Source organism: Bradyrhizobium sp. (assembly GCF_049519115.1).
In the GTDB taxonomy this organism is placed as follows: Bacteria; Pseudomonadota; Alphaproteobacteria; order Rhizobiales; family Xanthobacteraceae; genus Bradyrhizobium.
On sequence record NZ_JBEKRB010000038.1, the window covers coordinates 47,316 to 66,900 of the forward strand.

Below are 19,585 nucleotides of genomic sequence, written 5' to 3' on the forward strand. Positions count from 1 at the left end.
TCGATGTATTTCTGCCATGAAAGGCAGGGCGCGCCTAGCGCAAAGTCTGGGGCTGCAAACTACTGAGAAAATAGGATTTTTTAACGATTTTTCAAGCCCGCCAGATGCCGATTCATGGACCTCGTAAAAGCGCGATTCGGCCGTCCGTTACGCACCCCTTTTTGCGAGGTTTCGCCTCAGTTCCGGCCGCTGATCTGGCCGGCTTCGACGCCAAAAATCTCGCCGGCCGACCCGATATCGGCAAACGCAGCAGGGTCGGCGCCGGTCATCCAGACCTGCGCACCGAGCTTCGAGAGTTCATCGAACAGCGCGGCGCGTCGGCGAGGATCGAGGTGAGCCACCACTTCGTCGAGCAAGAGAAGCGGCGTGATGCCGGTCATCTCCGCCACCAGACCGGCATGCGCGAGCACGAGACCAATCAGGAGCGCCTTCTGCTCTCCGGTCGAGGCATCCCGCGCCGGCATGTTTTTCGGCGCGTAGATCACCTGCAGGTCGGTCAAATGCGGCCCGTCGAGCGTGCGGCCGGCGATGGCATCGCGCGCGCGGCCCGTACGCAGGATCTCCCGGTAACGATCCTCCACCGCGGTCGCCGATTCCGACACCAGCGCGTTTTCCATCCAGCCGTCGAGCGCAATCTCTGCGGACGGGAATGCGGAAGCCTGCCCGCGCGCGCGCAGCATCCCAGCTAGTCTGGCCGCGGTCTGGCCGCGCATCGCCGCGACCGCCACCGCCAGTTCCGCGGTTTCGCGCTCGATCGCGTCACACCAGTGATCGTCGTAATTGCGGACCTCGAGCAGGCGGTTGCGCGAACGTAAAGAACGATCAAGCGCCGAGACCCGCGCCGAATGCTCACTGTCGATGGCAAGCACGAGGCGATCGAAGAAGCGCCGCCGCTCCGACGCCGGTCCCAAAAACAATCCGTCCATTGCGGGCGTCAGCCACACCATGCGCAGGTGGTCGCCGAACGCCGTCGCCGAGGCCACCGGCTCGCGATCGATGCGACAGCGCCGGCTGCTTGAGGAGGCGTCGGCCGCCGGCGCATCGATGCCGGTACCGAGCGTAGCCAGCCCTAACGCGCCTTCGACCTCGGCAGACACCGCCCACGAACCATCGCCCTGATTATCGGCGACGTCCTCCAGCATCGCGCGGCGCAACCCGCGGCCCGGCGACAAAAACGAAATCGCCTCGATACAATTGGTTTTTCCGGCGCCGTTCGGGCCCGCCAGCACGATCACGTCGCCGCGCGTCTGAAGGCTCGCCGCGCGATAGTTGCGGAAATGCGTGAGCGTGAGGCGGTGAATGCGGGAAGCGGTCATGGCACGCCGTCATTGCCGGGCCTGACCCAATAGGCCATTTGGTCCGATGGATTGCCGGGTCAAGCCCGGCAATGACAATTGATGTTCGTCACACCCGCATTGGCATCAGCACATAAAGCGCGCCCTTGGAATCCTTGTCCTGCACCAGCGTCGGCGAACCCGGATCGGCCAATTTAAGCACGGCGACTTCGCCCTCGATCTGAGCCGCGATATCGAGCAGATAGCGCGAGTTGAATCCGATATCGAGGGGATCGGAGGCGTATTCGACTTCGAGTTCTTCCGTAGCGCTTCCAGAATCAGGATTGGTGACCGACAGCACCAGTCTCCCTGCGGACAGAGCGAGTTTCACCGCGCGGCCACGCTCGCTCGAGATCGTCGACACGCGGTCGACGGCGGCCTCGAAATCCTTCTTGTCGACGACGAGTTCCTTGTCGTTATTCTGCGGGATCACGCGGCCATAGTCCGGGAACGTGCCGTCGATCAGCTTCGAGGTCAGCACTACATTTTCGATCGTGAGGCGGATCTTGCCCTGCGACAGTTCGATTTTGACTTCAGCCTCATTGTCTTCGATCAGGCGCTGCACCTCGCCGACCGTCTTGCGTGGCACGATCACGCCCGGCATGCCGGCAGCCCCCTTCGGCTGCGGCAGATCAATCTGGGCTAGGCGATGGCCATCGGTTGCCACCGCGCGCAACGTCGCCGCCTTGGCGCTCCCGGCCGAGTGCAGATAGATGCCGTTGAGATAGTAACGGGTCTCCTCGGTTGAGATCGCAAACTGCGTCCGGTCGATCAGCCGTTTCACGTCGGAAGCCGGTAGCGTGAACGAATGCGTCATCTCGCCGGCGGCAAGATCCGGAAAATCATTCTCGGGCAGGGTTTGCAGCGTAAAGCGCGAGCGGCCGGCCTTGATCGCCAGCACCGAGCGGTCGCCGTCGCCTTCCAGAACGATTTGCGACCCGTCCGGCAGTTTGCGCACGATGTCGTAAAACATATGCGCCGGAACGGTCGTGGAACCGGCGGTCGCGGTTTCAGCCGCGAGCGTCTCGGTCACCTCGAGATCGAGGTCGGTGGCTTTCAGCGACAGCCGCGCGTTCTCGGCCCGGACCAGCACGTTGCCGAGGATCGGAATGGTGTTGCGCCGCTCGACCACGCGATGCACGTGGCCCAGCGATTTCAGGAGTTGCGCACGTTCGACGGTAACCTTCATTGCCATACCCGCCTGATCCGAAGAGGGAAAAGCCGGGCGGCTCCGAAAGCGCACCGCGGCGTTTGGACCCGAACGGCCGATCGAAGCTGGATTCGACCCGCCCGCCCAGGGGGACCCCAAAGTGGCGCGGATGGCGGGCAAGCGCAAGAGATGCCTCTAGCCGTTCCCCACTTTTGGGATTTTGCGGCCCATTGTTTTGGCACCCTATTTTAGCCCCGCAGCCCGCCCTCCCGCACGGGGAGGGCGAGGCATTTTTACGAGCTATTCGCTCTGTAACTGACGTTTCAGGGACTCGACTTCTTCCGACAGTGAGACGTCCTTGGAAACCAGTGCCTCGATCTTGCGCACGGCATGCAGCACGGTCGTGTGATCGCGCCCACCGAACCGGCGGCCGATCTCGGGCAGAGACCGCAAAGTGAGGGTTTTGGCCAGATACATCGCCACCTGCCGCGGGCGAACGACGTTGGCCGTGCGGCGCGACGACAACAGGTCGGAACGACTCACATTGTACTGACGGGCGACCACCCGCTGAATGTCCTCGATCTTGATCCGCTTGGGTTCCTGCGGACGGATCAGGTCGCGCACCTCGCGCTCGGCCATCTCCAGCGTCACCGGCTGGTTGTTCAGCTTCGAATGCGCGAGCAGACGATTGACGGCGCCTTCGAGGTCGCGGCCGTTATGGGTGATGCTGCGCGCGAGATATTCCAGCACCTGCTCCGGCACGTCGAAGCTGGCGTGATGGGCGCGGGCCACGGTGACCCGCGACTTGAGAATGCCGAGCCGCAATTCTTCGCCGAGCGAGCCCATTTCCACGACAAGACCACCGGCGAGCCGCGAGCGCACGCGATCGTCAAGGCTTTCGAGATCGGAAGGCGGGCGATCGGCCGCGATCACGACCTGACGGCCGGCATCGATCAGCGCGTTCAAGGTGTGACAGAACTCCGCCTGGGTGGACTTGCCTTGCAGGAATTGCAGATCGTCGATGACAAGCACGTCGATGCCGCGCAGCGCTTCCTTGAAGGCGAGCGCCGTCTGCGTTTTCAACGCCGCGACAAAGCCGTACATGAATTTTTCGGCCGTCAAATACAGCACCTTGCGCTCGCTACCGGAATTACCGGCCCAGGTCACCGCCTGCAGCAGATGCGTTTTGCCGAGACCAACGCCGGCATGGATATAGAGCGGGTTGAACATCACGGGATCGCCGCGGCGGCCTTCGGCCACCTGACGCGCGGCGGCGTGCGCCAGCGTGTTCGAACGGCCGATGACAAAGCTTGCGAACGTCAGGCGCGGATCGAGCGGCGAGCCGCCGAGCGCGTCGTGGTTCGCCGAAACCGGCGCGGTCGCGACCGAGCGCAACTCCACCGCCGGCCGGCTGTCCGCCCGTTCGGGACGACGCACGTCGAGCTGGGCAGCCGAGGCATCCTTGGCCGGCGTCGCGCACCGCATCGCACGCACGCTGAGATCGATCCGATGCACTTCGGGCATCTCGGCCTGCCAGCAGGAGAGAACACGCTCGGCATAATGCGCCTGAATCCAGCTCTTGAGGAACCGCGTCGGCACCGAAAGATGCACGCTTTCGTCCTGCACGCTTTCCAGATCCATACGGGCAAACCAGCTCGTGTAGACGTCTTCGCCCACGGTTGAGCGCAACCTTCCTTTCACACGCGACCAGCGATCCTGTTCGACATTTGTCATTGTCTGAGCTTGGAGACTTCTCTGAAGGGTCATTGCCTGAGCCTGAAAATTTCTGTGAACGAGTGTTGTGGAATTCTGCTGGTGGATCCGCCGTGCGTGCACCGCACGGGGACTGCCTTGCGCGAAGCCTGTTTCAGCCATAGCTCGGCCGTTCGGCAAAAAGCCGTCGGGGCAGGTCTTGGGCTTGAAGGGAAGCTTCGCGAGGCTAGCGCGTACTCGACGGTCTGTCCGGAGCTCGCGCAGAAGGCCGCTTACGGACGGCCTCAAAAACGTTCAACGAGATATTCGAAAACCCGCCGCCAATCGTGATGCTGGACGCGGCGGGACTCCACACGCTGTGATGCTTGAATAGACCGGAACCAGGAATTCCAATGATTTCGTAAGACATGCTTCCTCCCCCTCTCACCGCAACCAAATACGGCAAGTCGTCACTCCAAAGCTGCTTAAAATCGACCGGCGACGTCTGAAAACCAAAACAACTTCCAGCCGCTACGCCACTCACTCCGCCCGCCTTGATCTCAACCCCGCCCACGCGCTCCGCTTTCCCTAGGCTTGCCGGTTCGACTGTCTCGTATCTCTCTTTTTTTAACGACGAAGCGCGAATGCTTCGCTTTGAGAAATTTTGACACAGAACTTCCTTACCCATATCGCTATGGGTTCGAACTCAACGATCGCTTGGAAAGCGTCGCTAACGCGCACACCGCCGCCGATTTGCACGTCCGCCCCGGCCCTTAATCCGCGCTGGTCTCAAGAACCGTGGGCGCTGCGAACGATCTAAGAGATACAGCAAGCCTCGTTTCCCGCAATGAAAATGATTCAGCTCGCTTGCCTGCAAAAACAACTTGGCGTTTCGCCCAATGGCGCACGATTTTCGGGCAAAGCTGCAAGGTTTTGAATCTGCGCATAGATTCGAAACACGCCGGCACTGTCATATTTCGCACCGCCGCCCAAAATAAATTCATAAATTGTTTAAGTTTGGCCGAGGCGGAAGCGAATTTTCAAACAACCCGCTGTCACTATGCCGATAAGTGACTACGCAAACGCGTTTTTTTTTGCTCGTCAACGAAGGGTAACCTTCGCATGACGCGATGCGGCAGATTTCCCGCGAGATTTTTTCAAGAGCGTATCGAGCGCGATATCCTCGGCACGACAGCCGCACTTCTTGCTTGATGTAGAAGCGCCACTCGCCTTCGCGACCCCTTTAACTTCCGTAGAAGCACGGAGAATGTTTGCCGTCAAAAATACTGCCGAAAAAAGCAAAAGCCCGGCTGAGCCGGGCTTTTGCAGTCTTTGGTTTTGGGTTGGCTTATTTCGCCAACTTCGCAATCTGATGCGCAAGTCGCGAAACCTTCCGGCTCGCCGCGTTCTTGTGAATGATGTTGCCCTGCGCCGCTTTCATCAGCTCCGGCTCGGCACCCGCCATTGCCTTGAGTGCTGCGTCGCGGTCACCGCGCTTGATCGCTTCTTCGACCGATCGGACCGAACTGCGCATCTGGGTGCGGCGCGATTTATTGATGATGGTGCGGCGGGCAATCTTGCGCGTCGCCTTCTTGGCGGAAGTCGTATTGGCCATGTCTCAAATGTCCTTCGGCAGTGACCGATCGCAGGCGGGCGAAATCATTGCCCACGGTTTGCCTGATCGACGCTGATTGTTTCGGGTGCTCTGTCGAGAACTCCACGCCGAAAACCGATACGGGTGGCAACGCTCAAAAGAACAGCGGCGGCGGGATTGCGCCCGCCGCCAATTGGGGGGTCTTATAGAGGCCGGATGTGACAGCGTCAACGCCTTCCGCCTCCCGCCGGGCCCCCGGCCGGGCCCTGGGAAGGCCGATAAGATGCTGGCGAGGTTGAATTTCCCGCGCCGCGCCGCTAATGGCTGGCAGCGAATTGGGCACGAGAGATGGTGGGTGAGGCATGATCCGCGGCTTTTTCCGTCTGGTGGGACTGTTGCTGCTGGCCGGCGGGTTCATCTTCATGGTCTATGACGGGGCAAGGTACGTCGCCGACAACACCTTGCGCTTTACCAGGTTCGGCCAGTTCTGGAACGACGTCCATCAATCCAGCCAGCAGGCGTTCCGCATCTGGGTCGAAGGCCTCTCGCCCTGGCTCTGGAACAATGTGGGCCGGTTCATCCTGGACCAGCCGGTTTTCGCGGTCATGGCCGTGCTCGGAATCGTGCTGATGCTGTTGTTCCGGCCGAAGAAGCCGTTGATCGGCTATTCCAGAAACTAGAACCGCAAGGCACCGGGCTCCCGGTTTTCGCGTAACGGACTATATTCACCGGCAAGGTTGATCGCTGCCGGGACGGATACGCCCGGCCAAGGAGGTAACCCATGCTTTTCATGCGCAAGACCACCACGCTGCCGAGCGCCACCGAGGCGCTGCCGGGCCGGACCGAGCCGCTTCCGACCGCGACGCGGCACTTCGTCAATGGCCACCCGTTACAACCGCCTTACCCAACAGGACTCGAGCAGGCGGTGTTTGGGCTCGGCTGCTTCTGGGGCGCGGAGCGGAAGTTCTGGGAACTCGGCGATAGCGTCTATGTCACCGCGGTGGGATATGCCGGCGGCCATACCCAAAATCCAACCTATGAAGAAGTCTGCTCAGGCCGCACCGGTCACACAGAAGCGGTGTTGGTCGTGTTTGATCCGGCGAAGGTCTCTTACGAGAAGCTGCTGAAGACGTTTTGGGAAAACCACAACCCGACGCAGGGTATGCGTCAAGGCAACGACGTCGGCACGCAATATCGTTCCGCGATCTATACGTTGACCGCCGCGCGGCGTGAGGCCGCGGCCGCCTCGAAAACCGCTTACCAGAAGGCGCTGTCGACCAAGGGGCTCGGCCCCATCACGACCGAGATTGCGCCGGCCGGGGCGTTCTATTTCGCCGAAGACTATCACCAGCAATACCTCGCCAAGAATCCGGCGGGCTATTGCGGGCTGGGTGGGACCGGCGTGTCCTGCCCGATACCCACGAGCGTCACGGCCTGATGGCGCTACGCTTAGGACGGGAGGCCGAAGCCTTCGGCCACTCTCCAGAGCTTAGCCGGCCGGCCAAAAACGATTTGTTAACCATACTGAGTGCAAGACTTAGGCTGTCTCGCTAAATAGGACAGCTCAGGTGCGGGTCACGCGCGCGCTTTTATTGCTGGTCACGACTGCTATGGCCGCGCTCGCGCTTGCGGGCTGCATGCAGACGGGCCAGCAGGTCGCAATAGCGCCGCGAAACGACCTCGATGCCATGGCCTATGGCCAGCCTTCTTATTATTCCCCCTCACCGGTGGCCTCAGCCGATTCTGGCGGTGCAATCAGTGCGCTTCGTGCAAGCTTCGAGGCTCCGCCGCGCGGCACTTATGCGCCGGTTGAAAACGCCTACGCCGCCGCTCCTGTCGCCACCCGCCACGATGCGCCCTACCACCTCGATGCCGGCGACAAGCTGAGAGTCGTGGTCTTCGGCCAGGAAGGCCTCACCAATACCTACGCGATCGATGCCGGTGGCGCGATCACCATGCCCTTGATCGGCGCGGTTCCCGCCCGCGGACGAACGCCGGCGGGCCTGGCCACCGAGATCGCCGCCAAACTCCGCAACGGCTATATCCGCGAGCCTTCCGTGGCGGTCGAGGTCGAGGCCTATCGTCCGTTCTTCATCCTGGGCGAGGTCGCGGCTCCCGGCCAATATCCTTACGTGCCGAACATGAGCGTCGAAAGCGCGGTTGCGATTGCCGGCGGCTTCTCGCCCCGCGCCAAGCGCGACAGCGTTACGCTGACCCATAACGCCGACCGCGTCATCGTTCCGCTCGGGACCCCCATCGGTCCCGGCGATACCGTCCTCGTCGGCGAACGCTGGTTCTAAGCCTTCAGGTACTTGGCGAAGAAATCTAGGCTGCGCGGCCAGGCGATGTCTGCGCTTTTCTTATCGTAGCTTGCGCGTTCGTCGCAGTTAAAGCCGTGCTGCGCGCCAGGATAGATCTGGATCTCGACATCGGGACGTTTGGCGCGGATCGCCTCCACATCGGTTAGCGGAATGCCGGCATCCTTTTCGCCGAAATGCAATTGCGTCGGCACTTTCGGCTTGTCATCGGCAAACCGAACGACCGCCCCGCCATAATAGCCGATCGCCGCCTTCAGGCCGGAGAGCTTGGTCGCCGCCGCATACGCAATGCTGCCGCCAAGGCAGAAGCCGACGATACCGACCGGACCGACATCCTTGACGGCATCGATGGCCGCCTGGGTGTCACGCAGCATCGCCGCCCAGTCCGGGTTGGCGACGAACTTGCGCGCCACGGCGACCTCATCCGGCGAGTAGCCCGATTGGAAGTTGGGCTCGACGCGATCGAAGATCGAAGGCGCGACCGCAACGTAGCCATCGCCCGCAAGACGGTCGCAGACTGAGCGGATGTGGTGATTGACGCCGAAGATCTCCTGGATCACGACCACCGCCGCCTTTGGCGTTCCGGAAGGATCGGCGCGGTAGCCGCCCAGTTGAAAATGATCCGAAGCCGTCAATTTGATGTCGTGTCCCACGGGCTGTCCTGTCCTTGAAGTGTGGTTGATAGGTATCGAGAGACGATGTGTCGCACACCGAGCCAAAAAGCGATCGCTATGGCGACAAGAATTCGTGATTTTGGATGCCACAGCCGTCCGGATGGTCGGCCATCGCGCCATTTTATCCGCCAAACGGAAAATGCACCTCCGATAAATCCCGCCACGATATGACAGCATGGCTGCCGCAACGCACAACTTTACCGGCGACGGATTTATATTGCCTCTAAAACGGATCGCGATCATTCTCTGTGTCGGCACCATCCCGGTGGGTGCCGTCCAACAAGAAAAAAATGAGTTCCGCCGTAAGCGGTTTTCATCACCGGCAGGGAAAGAAACAATGCCTAATCTCAATATCAACGGGCGGACTCTGTCCGTCGAGGCGGCCAACGATACGCCGCTGCTCTGGGTCATCCGCGAACAACTCCAAATGACAGGTACGAAGTTCGGCTGCGGCGCCGGATTGTGTGGTGCATGCACCGTTCACATCAACGGCGAAGCCGTACGGTCCTGCCAGACGCAGGTCAGCGAGGCCGTCGGCAAGAAAATCACCACCATCGAAGGCCTGGCCGCCAAGGGCGATCATCCGCTGCAGAAGGCATGGATCGCCGAGCAGGTCCCGCAATGCGGCTACTGCCAGTCCGGCCAGATCATGCAGGCAGCCTCGCTGCTGGCAAAGAACTCCAACCCGACCAAGGAAGAAGTGGTAGCGCATATGGACGGCAATCTCTGCCGTTGCATGACCTATTCACGGATCCAGAAGGCGATCATGCGCGCCGCCACCGAAATGCGCACGGCCTCCAACGCCGGCAACGAGCGGAGGGCCACATGAATTCGCATATCAAAATCACCCGTCACGAGCCGGCCGATCTGAGCCGCCGCTCATTCCTGGTTGGCTCCGCGGCCACGGGTCTCGCGCTTGGCTATGCCGCGCTTCCCGGCGTCAACGGCGCTTTTGCCGCGGCCGGCAATTTCGATCCGAGCGTGTGGTACTCGATCGCGCCCGACGGCATCGTCACGGTCACCAGCGGCAAGGCCGATATGGGCCAGCACATCGCCTCGACCATGGCGCAGATCATCAGCGAAGAACTCGGCGTCAACTGGAAGGACGTACGTGTTCAGCTCGCTTCCAACGATCCGAAGTTCAACGATCCGATGCTCGGCGCGCAGGTTACCGGCGGCAGCTGGAGCACCATGATGAACTTCGACGCGATGAGCCGCGCAGGCGCTGCGGGACGTATCGCGTTGACGGAAGCGGCTGCGGCAACGATGGGCGGCATACCCGCCGGCCAGTTGATCGTGAGGGATTCAACGATCACGGATCCGAAGTCGAAGAAATCGATGACGTTTGCCGACGTCGTCAAGAGCGGCAAGATCACCAAGACCTTCTCCGCCGACGATCTGAAGGCGATCAAGCTGAAAACGCCAGACCAATACACCATGATCGGCGTCTCGGTTCCGCAGCTCGACATCCCCGGCAAGACCAACGGCACCACCAAATACGGCATCGACGTCATGCTGCCGGGCATGGTCTACGGCAAGGTCGTGACCCCGCCGGTGCGCTACGGCGCCACGGTGAAGTCGGTCGACGACAGCGACGCCAAGAAAGTACCGGGCTTCATCAAGGCGGTAACCCTTGACGACAAGACCGGGTCGACGACCGGCTGGGTGGTCGCGGTGGCGAACACGTTTGCCGGTGCGACCAAGGCGGCCGAGGCACTCAAGGTCAGCTATGACGGCGGTCCCAACGCCAAACTGTCGAGCGCATCCTTGTTGACCGAGGCCAAGCGGCTTCAGGGGCTCGACGATTCCGGGCTGTTCTTCGTCAAGGACGGCGACACCGCGGCAGCCTTTGGCACGGCGGCGAAGGTGTTGGAGGCCGAATACACCACCAGCATCAATATCCATGCGCCGATGGAACCGATGACGGCCACGGCCGAGCAGAAGGGCGACATCTGGCACGTCTACACCGGCAACCAGTTTGCGACACGCTCCGGCGCGATCGCAGCGGGCGCTGCCGGCGTCGATCCCAAGTTCGTCGTGATGCATCAGCAATGGCTCGGCGGCGGCTTCGGCCGGCGTCTCGAGGGCGACATGCTGGTACCGGCAGTGCAGGCGTCGAAAGCCGTCGGCAAGCCGGTCAAGGTCATCTACACGCGCGAAAACGACATGACGATGGACTTCTCGCGCCCGTTGACGTTCCAGAAGGTCAAGGCTGGCCTCGACGGGGACGGCAAGCTCGTCGCGATGAACCACGATGTGGTGGCGGCATGGCCGACCAAGCGATGGGGCATTCCTGCCTTCCTGTCGCCCTCGGTCGACAAGAAGGGCGCGCTCGACGCGTTCACGGTGAATGGAGCGGACTTCTTCTATTCCGTTCCCAATCACAACGTCCGCGCCATCCTCAACGAGATGGCCCAGACGGCGACACCGTCCGGTCAGCTGCGGTCGGTGGCACCCGGCTGGACCTTCTGGGCGGTCGAAAGCATGGTCGACGAATTGGCGCATGCGGCGGGCAAGGATCCGGCTCAATTCCGGATCGACATGCTCGACGGCAAGGGCGCCAACAATGGCGGCGCGCAGCGGCTGCGTAACACGCTGCTCGCCGCGATGGGCTTGGCCGGCTACGGCACCAAGGAGCTGCCGAAAGGCGAAGGCATCGGCATCGCCTGCGTATCGTCGCAGGAAAGAGCAACGGCAAGCTTCACCGCCTGCGCGGCCCATGTTGCGGTTGCACCGAACGGCGAGGTCAAGGTCAAGAAACTGACGGTGGCCACCGACGTCGGCACGCAGGTGCATCCCGACAATATCCGCGCCCAGGTCGAGGGCGCAGCGTTGTGGGGACTGTCGCTGGCACTGTACGAAAAGGCGACGCTGAAGGATGGCGGTATCGAACAAACCAATTTCGATACCTACACGCCGTTGCGGATGAGCCAGACGCCGGAAGTCGCCGTCCACGTGATCGCCAATGGCGAGCATGCCACCGGCGTCGGAGAACCGGCGGTCACCGTGATCGCGCCGGCGCTGGCGAACGCGATCTTCAATGCCTCTGGCGCGCGCGTGCGCTCGCTGCCGATCACCCCGGATGCGGTCAAGGCGGCGATGAAGGCATAAACGCTTTTGAAGGCATAAGGGCCTTCAAACTAACGACAAATAGCAGCCGCCGGAGGGTTTCCTCCGGCGGCTTTTTTCTTGCCGGGCGCCCGTTCATTTCAAATTTTACCTTCCTGGAAAGCCTCGCGTTCACGATCTCTCTTAAGCCTCGGGGAATGTCTTCTAGGCTAGGTTGCGACCAGCCGTCCGCACCGATCAAGAGGGTCCATGTCAGCCCCAGCAAATTCGACCAAGCGCCGCCTGCTGCTCGCGTCCGACAACCACGACAAAAGCCGCGAGTTGGAGCGTATCCTTCAATCGGTCAGTGAGGTGCATACCGTGTCGACGTCGGATTTACCCGACGCACCGACCGATCAGATCTCCGGCGTCGTGGTCGATATCAATCTGCGCTCCGCCGAGAGCGTGCAGCGGGTTCGCAACAAGCTGCAACATGAATCCTACCGCACCATGCCGCGCCTGTTCGTGCTGGCCGACGCGTTGCATCACGGCTCGATGCAGGCGTGGGCGCTGGGCGCGACCGACACGATTGCGCGTCCCTTCGATGCCGCCGGAATTCTGCGGCGCATCCGCGCCGCATTCCCGGACAGCGACAGTTACGATGCGAGCGAACGCGGCAAGACCCTGAACCGCGGTGTCGCCGCCGCCCACGAGGTGATGGTCAAGATTTTCCAAAAGCTTCCGGCCGGCGAGCCGCTGAAATTCAGCGATGTCGTGCAGGCCGAGAACAGGATTCTCAAGGCGCTCAAGCATTCCTCATTGCGGGAATGGCTGACCGCGGTCGGCTGCCATCACGCCGACAGCTTTCGTCACTGCCTGTTCGTGACCGGCTTTGCCGTTGCCTTCGCACAGCATCTGGGCATGCGTGAAGACGACCAGCGCCGCCTGGTGCGGGCCGCGCTGCTGCATGACGTCGGCAAGGCGTTCATTCCGACGGCCGTCCTGGACAAACCGGGCCTGCTCAACGACGAGGAAAAGAACGAGATGCGCAAGCACCCGCGTCTCGGTTACGACGCGCTGGCGGCCCAGGGCGGCTATCCGCCGGAGATGCTGGACGTCGTGCTGCACCACCACGAATTCCTCGACGGCACCGGTTATCCCGACGGCCTGCGTGCCGAGGAAATCAGCGACATCGTGCGGCTGACGACGATCGTCGATATCTACGCGGCGCTGGTGGAATCGCGTCCCTACCGGATCCCCTTTACCCACGCCAAGGCCTTCTCGATCATGGAGAAGATGGAGGGCAAGCTCGACCTGCATCTCCTGCACGCGTTCCGGCCGGTGACGCTGGGCGCGTATTGATCCCGATTCAAGCTTGTCGGCATTGCGAGGAGCGAAAGCGACCAAGCTGCTTCAGGCCACCCCGCCTTCATACGACGAAATCTCGATCAGGCTGCCGTCGGGGTCGCGGCAATAAACTGACCGCAGCGCGCCGCGGGCGCCCTGCTTCGTCACCGGGCCCTCCTCGATCGCCACGCCACACGTCTTCAGGTGCGCCACCACCTCTCCCGGCGTGCTCTCGGTGAGGAAGCACAGGTCGTCGCTGCCCGGCATTTCGTGATCGGCGGTGAACCACTCGACCTTGTCGGCGCCGCGCGGCCGCACATTGATCTTCTGGCCACCGAACATCAGCGAGGTCCGCACCGGCTTGCCGTGGCCGGGATCGAACACCTTGACTTCCATTCCCAGCACCTTCCGGTACCAGTCGACGCTGCGCGCCACGTCGGCGACGTTGATCACGATATGATCGAGTGCGTTGACTTTCACCGGCATAAAACAGTCCTTTCGTCGTAGTCGCGCAGCGCTGGCCGCCCCTGACTTTGTTTGTTACAAAGCGGATAATTTCTTGTCCAACAAGATCGAAAATCCGAAGAAATTCGACGCTCAGGGAGAAAAACATGATGCTCCGCCGCACCGCGATGGCCTGGCTTTTATCCAGCCTGTGCGCGTTCGCCCTTCCCGTCAGTGGGGCTTCAGCGGCTGATTACCCCACGCACCCGATCCGCTTTGTCGTCGGATATCCGGCCGGCGGTTCCACGGATATCCTCGCCCGCCTGATCGGGCAGCGGCTGTCGGAGCGGCTCGGCCAGCAATTCGTGGTCGAAAACAAGCCGGGCGCCGGAAACAATATCGGCACCGAAACCGTGACCCGCGCCGATCCGGATGGCTACACGGTGCTGCTGGTCAACCCGGCCAATTTCATCAACGCCTCGCTCTACCCCAATCTCAATTTCAACTTCATCCGCGACATCGCGCCGGTCGCGACCTTTATTCGCGTGCCCAACGTGATGACGGTGCCCAAGGACCTCCCTGTTAAGACCGTTACTGAATTCATCGCGTATGTGAAAGCCAATCCCGGCAAGGTGAACCTTGCATCATCGGGCAACGGCACATCTGTACATCTGTCGGGCGAGCTTTTCATGGCCATGACGGGCGCGACGATGCTGCACGTGGCGTATAAAGGTGCTGCGCCTGCGACCACCGATCTGATCAGCAACCGCGTCCAGGTGATGTTCGACAATATGCCCTCGATCATCGGGCACATCCGCGGCGGTGCGCTGCGGGCGCTGGCCGTGACCACGGAGAAACGTTCGCCGGAGCTGCCCGACGTGCCGACGGTGGGAGAAACGGTTCATGGCTATGAAGCCAGCGCACTGTTCGGCATGGGCGCGCCCGCCAAGACGCCACCGGAGATCGTCGCCAGGCTGAATAAGGAGATCAATGCGGTGCTGGCCGAACCCGAAGTGAGGAAGCGCCTGATCGAGCTCGGCGGCGAACCGCTGATCGCCACGCCCGACGATTTCGGCGCGATGATCAAGGCCGAGACCGAGAAGTGGGAAAAGGTCGTCAAGTCCGCCGGTATCAAGATCGAATAAACAAAATCGGCGCCGGATGATCCGGCGCCGACGGGTCGATAAATTCAGGTATCGCCAGATCAGGTACCGCCGGGCGAGGGCGCGGCGGACGCGGTTGCGGCAGACGGTGACGGCGTGGTGCTCTCCGCTACCGGCGTGCTCGACGGGTCGGGATCGAAACCGAACAGCTCAACCAGGAACTTGTAATACTTCGGCAGCTTTTCCTTCAATTGCGCGCGGGTATGCGGCTCGGAGATGGTTCCTTTGCCAGCCAGGAAAACGCTCGCGGTCACCGCAAAGAATTCCTGCGGGTTCGTCATCGCGTATTCTTCCTTGCCGAAGGCGTTCTTGCTTACGGCTTGGGCGTACATGGCCTTGACGCCGAGATTTTCCAATCCACCGCCCATCAGCTTGTTTTGATAGGCGTGGAGCAGCTCGTGAAGGATAACCGGGTCCTCGGTGTATTTCAGCATGTTGGGTCGCAGCTTGATCACGCCGGTGCCGGCATCCGCCGCCAGATCGACGAAATTCGGGTTGCTCCAGCTCATGGTCTTGGAATCCCACACCGTGAAGGAGCGGGTCCGCGCCGTCGACGTTTCCGGAGGGACCGAAGTGTAGCAGGCGATCGGCGGGCCGAAGTCGGTGCACGCCATTTCGCTGGCGACGATCGGAACCGTATGGAAGAACTGCAGCACCTTCGGGCTGAGCCCGACGCTCTCGACGACGTCGAGCTGCTTCTGCAGAAGGTCGACGATCGCCGCCTTGTCCTTTCGGTCGACATTTTCGGACAGGTCGTAGATATAGCCGCGATAGCTCTCGAAGCCCGACGGCACTTCGGCGGGCGGTTCGACCTGGATGACCCGCGGGCCCGCGCCTGCAAAGCTCGCGGCGAACGAAAGCATCAAGACAACAGATGAAGTCAGAAACAGCCCGCGCATGGTTTTCCCCGGTCTATTTGTGTTTGGTGATCGATGAAGCGTTTGGCCCACCGTTATCAGCCACATCATAGCGGTATGAACTTGCAACGCCGTTTCGTCGTTCGAAGCAACTTGCCGCACGATGTTACAGCGTCGTTAACTATGGTACGCGCGCTCAACGCAGCGGCGCCTCTCGCATTCTTCGACGCGCCCCAAGGATTGACAGACCCCCGCCTGCGCAGCGCAAGTGGGGGAAGCCTGCGGGAGCAGGCAGGGGTCTGTATTCTGCGCACGCCGCTGAGAACGGCGCGCCAGAAATTTATTTCAATGAGCTGTTGATCGAGGTGAATTTTGTATTGAGCTTCGAGCCTAATCCATTCACTGCCGCAATGATGGCAAGGGAAATACCGGCCGCAATCAGGCCATACTCGATGGCCGTGGCCGCAGTTTCGTCTTTCAAAAATCTGGAGATAATATTCACAGCTGGCGTCCCATCTCGTTATTCTGTCCAAGCAAACCGTTCTGGATAGATAACGTGCGGGGTTCTCTCGCAGCGCTGGCGCGATGAATAGCGCATAAGGTTTTACGGAAATGCTAAACGGCAAGGTTAAGAGCAGATTACGATCCCGCCCGCATAAACCTCGTCGAATTACAGTCCCGGCGCGTCGCGGATCTCGACCCGGATCGAGGTCGGATTGAAGCCGTTGCAGGGATTGTTCACCTGCGGGCAGTTTGAAATCACGAATAGCACGTCGATTTCGGCAGTGATATCGACATAATTGCCCGGCGCCGAGATGCCATCGACCACCGTGAAATTGCCGTTAACGTCGATCGGCACATTCATGAAGAAATTCAGGTTGGAAACGATGTCACGCTTGGTGAGGCCGTGTTTTGACAGTTCGATAATGAAATTCTCGCGGCAGGCGTGCTGATATTTTGTCGGCTCGCCAAAGCGGACCGCGTTGCTTTCGCAGGAGCAACAGCCCGCCGACGTGTCGTGTTGGCCACAGGAATCGGCGGTGATACTCGCCATCACCCGGCCCTTGTTGGAAATCAGCCGCGTTCCAAGTTCGATATAGGCCGAGCCCTGAACCCGCAGCGTATCCTGCGAACTGTAGCGTTCGGCCAGGTCGTCGGCGCAATAAAGCAAGGCATCGACCGCCTGCTGGCCCTCGCTGTCGATGATCCGCAACGTCTGCCCCTTCTTCAGCACGCGCGACCACGGTCGCTCGGAAGGGATATCGAAAGCGTAAGTCAAATCCGGGGTGACGGAATCGGTCATGCGACAATTCTCCTTCAAGCGTACAGCCGGTCCGTAAAGGCGAAAGCGCGCATGCCCTCCGGCGAAGCGGTTCGGCACAGGTCGTCCTTGTTGGCTTCCGGCACACGATGTTTGATCAGCGTGACGGCGCCGCCGCCTGACTGCGAGGGATTGAGCGGATGCGCACAATTGGAAGCGGCGACGATCAGATTCATTTCTGCGCGCAGGTCGACGAAGTCTCCCGCCCGCTTGCGGCCCTCTTTCCAGAGAAAGCGCCCGGCATCGTCGAGCGCGACCGGCGCGAAAAACGTAATGCAGGGCGAAATGTCGCGCACGCCAAGTCCGATCTTGGAAACCGCCGCCAGGAAATTCTCCTGCGTGTTGCGCCCGGGAGCACCGGATGAAGCAAGCACGGAGGCAGGCGTCGAGCCTCCGACCAGAAGATCGTGTGCGCCAGACGTATCTTCGATCAGCGAAAAAACCACGCGCCCCATATCGGACAGAATCACACGGCCCTTCGAGATCGCCGCACTCCACTGTACCTTGATAGTGTCCGCGCAATTGATCCGCTCGGACATATCCTCCTCACGCCACGCCAGCAGCGACACGCTGGCGTGACCGGTATCATCGATGATCCGCAGCGCCTGGCCCCGGCGCAGCAGCAAAGTCGTGTACCAGCTGAACGGCACGGCCTCGCGGTGGATTATCGCGTCAGACGCAATCGGTGCACCGTTGAGCGCCGTCGGCTCCGGCAATCCCTTGGGCGTCAACTCCTGCCCCGCGGCGCGAAGCTCTTCGTAGCGGCGTCGGTTTTCGGCAATTTGCTCTGAGGTCTGGGCCATCGTTGATCTGCTCCGAAATGTTATCCGGTAACCGTGAAATGAGCCTCGACCGGCGTTCCCGCCTTGCCGTTGATCGGCAGGATGTCTTGCGGGCAGGCCGAGAACGCGATGACGAGATCCATCTCCGCGCGCAGGCGAACGTAACCGCCCGGTACCGGCCGCGGTGGCGCGGCGAAACCGAGCGTCCCCTCCTCGTCCCAGGGAATGTTCATGAACAGGTTGAGCGGGCTCGGCACCTCGCCCGGCACTAGGCCGAGTTCGGCCATGCCGGCAAAAAGATTATCCGTGCAATTGTCGTGATGGCCTTCGACACCGAGGAACGCATAGCGATAACGATCGCAGGCGGCGATCAGCGTGTCGTGAACACCGCCCGAAGTGTCTTCCATGAAGGTCAGGATCGGCCGTCGCTTGTTGGTGCGCAGCACGTCGCCGGGTTTCGGCACCAGATGCAGGCTATGGGCGCGGGTGTGCTCGTTCGACATGAACTCACCGAGATCCGTCCGGTTGAAGGCCCAGGTATCGACGACCTGTTCGCCATGGGTATTGATGACGGTCACGGTTTGCCCCGCCGAGACGAGAGCGGCCTTGCCGCGCCGCGCCGGAATTTGAATGAGGTTGTCCATCGATTTAACTCACGGTCTGAAGGCGATCAGGTCGATCTCGACAATGCCGCCGCGGGCGAGATCGGTGACGCCTACGGTGGTTCGGCCCGGACGCCGGCCGTCGGTGAAATGGCTCGAGAAGATGGCGTTCATGGCCGCATAGTCCCGTTTGAAATCGGTGAGATAGATCCGGACAAAGACCGCGTTGGCAAAGGACATGCCGCATCCCCTGAGCACGCGCGCCAGATTGTCCATCACCTTACGGGTCTGCGCCTCGATGCCGTGCGGTATTGGCGTCGTGTCGTCGTCGGGATCGGTCGCCAGCTGGCCGGTCACGAAAACAAAGGGGCCGGCTTCGACCGCGTGGCTATAGGGCGCGACCGGTTTTGGCGCATCCGGCAGAAAGTGAAAAATCGGATCCATGGCGAACTCCCTGCCGGCTTGTCTTTAACGCCTGCCGGTGGCGGTCTCACCCGAGTATCGTTGAATGAACTGGCGCGCGCGGTCGGTTTCGGGATTGGAGAAGAACTGCTCCGGCGATCCGGTCTCGACCACGCGCCCGTGATCCAGAAACAGCACCCGCGTGGCGGCTTCGCGCGCAAAACCCATCTCGTGGGTCACGATCACCATGGTCATGCCTTCGCGCGCGAGTTCCCGCATCACGACCAGCACCTCGCCGACCAATTCCGGATCGAGCGCACTGGTTGGCTCGTCGAACAGCAACAGATCCGGCCGCATCGCCAGCGCGCGGGCAATACCGACGCGCTGCTTCTGACCGCCGGAGAGCCTGGCCGGGAACACGTCGCGCTTGTCGCTGAGCCCGACCTTGGCCAACAACGCCAGCGCTTCCTCTCGCACCTCGGCCTTGGGCCGCCGTTGCACCTGGATCGGCGCTTCCATCAGGTTTTGCAGCACCGTCAGATGCGGCCAGAGCGCGAAATGCTGGAACACCATGCCGATATGGGTCCGGATTTCCGACAGTTCACGGTCGCCCATCACGACGCCGCCGCCGGAAATGCCGACCTCCTTGCCGTTGAGATAGATCTGGCCGGCATCCGGGCGTTCGAGCCAGTTGATACAGCGGAGCAGCGTCGACTTGCCGGAGCCCGAGGGGCCCAGCACGCAGACGGTCTCACCCTTCTGCACCTGGAAACTGATATCGCGCAGCACTTCGAGATCGCCGAAATGCTTGGATATTCCGACCACGTCGAGAACTTTTGTGATGTCTCTCATCGCAG

General features: G+C 61.3%; 20 protein-coding genes. 7 read left to right on the plus strand and 13 right to left on the minus strand.

Annotation, left to right across the window (positions count from 1 at the left end; all coding sequences use genetic code 11):
• Positions 1–176 precede the first annotated feature (176 nt).
• From recF to rpsT, 4 genes are all read right to left on the minus strand, one after another.
• A complete protein-coding gene (gene recF, locus ABSE61_RS25120) occupies positions 177–1,316 on the minus strand; it encodes a DNA replication/repair protein RecF (RefSeq protein ID WP_423873838.1) in 1,140 nt (379 codons plus the stop codon).
• Positions 1,317–1,404: 88 nt separating this feature from the next.
• Entirely contained in the window at positions 1,405–2,523 is a 1,119-nt protein-coding gene (gene dnaN / locus ABSE61_RS25125) for a DNA polymerase III subunit beta (RefSeq protein ID WP_423873890.1), read from the minus strand.
• Positions 2,524–2,784: 261 nt separating this feature from the next.
• Positions 2,785–4,218, minus strand: coding sequence for a chromosomal replication initiator protein DnaA (gene dnaA / locus ABSE61_RS25130; protein WP_423873839.1), 1,434 nt, complete (start codon positions 4,216–4,218; stop codon positions 2,785–2,787).
• Positions 4,219–5,524: 1,306 nt separating this feature from the next.
• The gene (gene rpsT / locus ABSE61_RS25135) at positions 5,525–5,791 is read right to left on the minus strand and encodes a 30S ribosomal protein S20 (RefSeq protein WP_423873840.1); all 267 of its coding nucleotides are present in this window, start codon (positions 5,789–5,791) and stop codon (positions 5,525–5,527) included.
• A 341-nt stretch (positions 5,792–6,132) separates the two neighbouring features.
• On the opposite strand from rpsT, the gene ABSE61_RS25140 reads away from it, so the two are divergent.
• The 3 genes from ABSE61_RS25140 (at position 6,133) to ABSE61_RS25150 (ending at position 8,070) form a co-directional block, all read left to right on the plus strand.
• The gene (locus ABSE61_RS25140; protein WP_423873841.1) at positions 6,133–6,450 is read left to right on the plus strand and encodes a hypothetical protein; all 318 of its coding nucleotides are present in this window, start codon (positions 6,133–6,135) and stop codon (positions 6,448–6,450) included.
• A gap of 101 nt (positions 6,451–6,551) precedes the next feature.
• On the plus strand, positions 6,552–7,208 hold the full coding sequence (gene msrA / locus ABSE61_RS25145) for a peptide-methionine (S)-S-oxide reductase MsrA (RefSeq protein WP_423873842.1): 657 nt from the start codon (positions 6,552–6,554) through the stop codon (positions 7,206–7,208).
• Between the two features lie 172 nt (positions 7,209–7,380).
• Positions 7,381–8,070, plus strand: coding sequence for a polysaccharide biosynthesis/export family protein (locus tag ABSE61_RS25150; RefSeq protein WP_423873891.1), 690 nt, complete (start codon positions 7,381–7,383; stop codon positions 8,068–8,070).
• On the opposite strand, the gene ABSE61_RS25155 is transcribed toward ABSE61_RS25150, so the two are convergent.
• Positions 8,067–8,741 (minus strand): dienelactone hydrolase family protein, encoded by a 675-nt coding sequence (locus tag ABSE61_RS25155; RefSeq protein WP_423873843.1) that lies wholly within the window; start codon positions 8,739–8,741, stop codon positions 8,067–8,069. The two genes, ABSE61_RS25150 and ABSE61_RS25155, sit on opposite strands and share 4 nt — an antisense overlap.
• A gap of 358 nt (positions 8,742–9,099) precedes the next feature.
• Here ABSE61_RS25155 and ABSE61_RS25160 point away from each other — a divergent pair, with 358 nt between their 5' ends.
• From ABSE61_RS25160 to ABSE61_RS25170, 3 genes are all read left to right on the plus strand, one after another.
• The gene (locus ABSE61_RS25160; protein ID WP_423873892.1) at positions 9,100–9,591 is read left to right on the plus strand and encodes a (2Fe-2S)-binding protein; all 492 of its coding nucleotides are present in this window, start codon (positions 9,100–9,102) and stop codon (positions 9,589–9,591) included.
• Positions 9,588–11,873 (plus strand): xanthine dehydrogenase family protein molybdopterin-binding subunit, encoded by a 2,286-nt coding sequence (locus tag ABSE61_RS25165; RefSeq protein ID WP_423873844.1) that lies wholly within the window; start codon positions 9,588–9,590, stop codon positions 11,871–11,873. Before ABSE61_RS25160 ends, ABSE61_RS25165 begins: the two co-directional genes overlap by 4 nt.
• Before the next feature lie 207 nt (positions 11,874–12,080).
• Positions 12,081–13,172: an HD domain-containing phosphohydrolase gene (locus ABSE61_RS25170; protein ID WP_423873845.1), complete on the plus strand. Its 1,092-nt coding sequence runs from the start codon at positions 12,081–12,083 to the stop codon at positions 13,170–13,172.
• A 51-nt stretch (positions 13,173–13,223) separates the two neighbouring features.
• Here the strand turns inward: ABSE61_RS25170 and ABSE61_RS25175 are convergent, their stop codons facing one another.
• Positions 13,224–13,643 (minus strand): VOC family protein, encoded by a 420-nt coding sequence (locus tag ABSE61_RS25175; protein ID WP_423873846.1) that lies wholly within the window; start codon positions 13,641–13,643, stop codon positions 13,224–13,226.
• Positions 13,644–13,768: 125 nt separating this feature from the next.
• Between ABSE61_RS25175 and ABSE61_RS25180 the strand changes: the two genes are divergently transcribed.
• Positions 13,769–14,746, plus strand: coding sequence for a Bug family tripartite tricarboxylate transporter substrate binding protein (locus ABSE61_RS25180; RefSeq protein WP_423873847.1), 978 nt, complete (start codon positions 13,769–13,771; stop codon positions 14,744–14,746).
• A 59-nt stretch (positions 14,747–14,805) separates the two neighbouring features.
• Here ABSE61_RS25180 and ABSE61_RS25185 read toward each other — a convergent pair whose 3' ends face one another.
• The 7 genes from ABSE61_RS25185 to ABSE61_RS25215 all read right to left on the minus strand — a co-directional run bounded on the left by ABSE61_RS25185 (position 14,806) and on the right by ABSE61_RS25215 (position 19,580).
• Entirely contained in the window at positions 14,806–15,663 is an 858-nt protein-coding gene (locus ABSE61_RS25185; RefSeq protein ID WP_423873848.1) for a hypothetical protein, read from the minus strand.
• A gap of 298 nt (positions 15,664–15,961) precedes the next feature.
• Complete coding sequence (locus tag ABSE61_RS25190) at positions 15,962–16,123, minus strand: Flp family type IVb pilin (protein ID WP_423873849.1); 162 nt, start codon at positions 16,121–16,123, stop codon at positions 15,962–15,964.
• Positions 16,124–16,291: 168 nt separating this feature from the next.
• Positions 16,292–16,924 (minus strand): urea amidolyase associated protein UAAP2, encoded by a 633-nt coding sequence (locus ABSE61_RS25195; protein ID WP_423873850.1) that lies wholly within the window; start codon positions 16,922–16,924, stop codon positions 16,292–16,294.
• A 14-nt stretch (positions 16,925–16,938) separates the two neighbouring features.
• A complete protein-coding gene (locus ABSE61_RS25200; protein ID WP_423873851.1) occupies positions 16,939–17,745 on the minus strand; it encodes an urea amidolyase associated protein UAAP1 in 807 nt (268 codons plus the stop codon).
• Positions 17,746–17,765: 20 nt separating this feature from the next.
• Positions 17,766–18,368, minus strand: coding sequence for a DUF1989 domain-containing protein (locus ABSE61_RS25205; protein ID WP_423873852.1), 603 nt, complete (start codon positions 18,366–18,368; stop codon positions 17,766–17,768).
• 9 nt (positions 18,369–18,377) lie between these two features.
• Complete coding sequence (locus tag ABSE61_RS25210) at positions 18,378–18,770, minus strand: RidA family protein (protein ID WP_423873853.1); 393 nt, start codon at positions 18,768–18,770, stop codon at positions 18,378–18,380.
• Positions 18,771–18,794: 24 nt separating this feature from the next.
• Positions 18,795–19,580, minus strand: coding sequence for an amino acid ABC transporter ATP-binding protein (locus ABSE61_RS25215; protein WP_423873854.1), 786 nt, complete (start codon positions 19,578–19,580; stop codon positions 18,795–18,797).
• Positions 19,581–19,585 lie beyond the last annotated feature (5 nt).

Bases quoted from the DNA above. Each gene is read 5' to 3' on its own strand.
- recF (WP_423873838.1), bottom strand. From the start codon at position 1,316: ATGACCGCTTCCCGCATTCACCGCCTCACGCTCACGCATTTCCGCAAC.
- dnaN (WP_423873890.1), bottom strand. From the start codon at position 2,523: ATGAAGGTTACCGTCGAACGTGCGCAACTCCTGAAATCGCTGGGCCAC.
- dnaA (WP_423873839.1), bottom strand. From the start codon at position 4,218: ATGACAAATGTCGAACAGGATCGCTGGTCGCGTGTGAAAGGAAGGTTG.
- rpsT (WP_423873840.1), bottom strand. From the start codon at position 5,791: ATGGCCAATACGACTTCCGCCAAGAAGGCGACGCGCAAGATTGCCCGC.
- ABSE61_RS25140 (WP_423873841.1), top strand. From the start codon at position 6,133: ATGATCCGCGGCTTTTTCCGTCTGGTGGGACTGTTGCTGCTGGCCGGC.
- msrA (WP_423873842.1), top strand. From the start codon at position 6,552: ATGCTTTTCATGCGCAAGACCACCACGCTGCCGAGCGCCACCGAGGCG.
- ABSE61_RS25150 (WP_423873891.1), top strand. From the start codon at position 7,381: ATGGCCGCGCTCGCGCTTGCGGGCTGCATGCAGACGGGCCAGCAGGTC.
- ABSE61_RS25160 (WP_423873892.1), top strand. From the start codon at position 9,100: ATGCCTAATCTCAATATCAACGGGCGGACTCTGTCCGTCGAGGCGGCC.
- ABSE61_RS25165 (WP_423873844.1), top strand. From the start codon at position 9,588: ATGAATTCGCATATCAAAATCACCCGTCACGAGCCGGCCGATCTGAGC.
- ABSE61_RS25170 (WP_423873845.1), top strand. From the start codon at position 12,081: ATGTCAGCCCCAGCAAATTCGACCAAGCGCCGCCTGCTGCTCGCGTCC.
- ABSE61_RS25175 (WP_423873846.1), bottom strand. From the start codon at position 13,643: ATGCCGGTGAAAGTCAACGCACTCGATCATATCGTGATCAACGTCGCC.
- ABSE61_RS25180 (WP_423873847.1), top strand. From the start codon at position 13,769: ATGATGCTCCGCCGCACCGCGATGGCCTGGCTTTTATCCAGCCTGTGC.
- ABSE61_RS25185 (WP_423873848.1), bottom strand. From the start codon at position 15,663: ATGCGCGGGCTGTTTCTGACTTCATCTGTTGTCTTGATGCTTTCGTTC.
- ABSE61_RS25195 (WP_423873850.1), bottom strand. From the start codon at position 16,924: ATGACCGATTCCGTCACCCCGGATTTGACTTACGCTTTCGATATCCCT.
- ABSE61_RS25200 (WP_423873851.1), bottom strand. From the start codon at position 17,745: ATGGCCCAGACCTCAGAGCAAATTGCCGAAAACCGACGCCGCTACGAA.
- ABSE61_RS25205 (WP_423873852.1), bottom strand. From the start codon at position 18,368: ATGGACAACCTCATTCAAATTCCGGCGCGGCGCGGCAAGGCCGCTCTC.
- ABSE61_RS25210 (WP_423873853.1), bottom strand. From the start codon at position 18,770: ATGGATCCGATTTTTCACTTTCTGCCGGATGCGCCAAAACCGGTCGCG.
- ABSE61_RS25215 (WP_423873854.1), bottom strand. From the start codon at position 19,580: ATGAGAGACATCACAAAAGTTCTCGACGTGGTCGGAATATCCAAGCAT.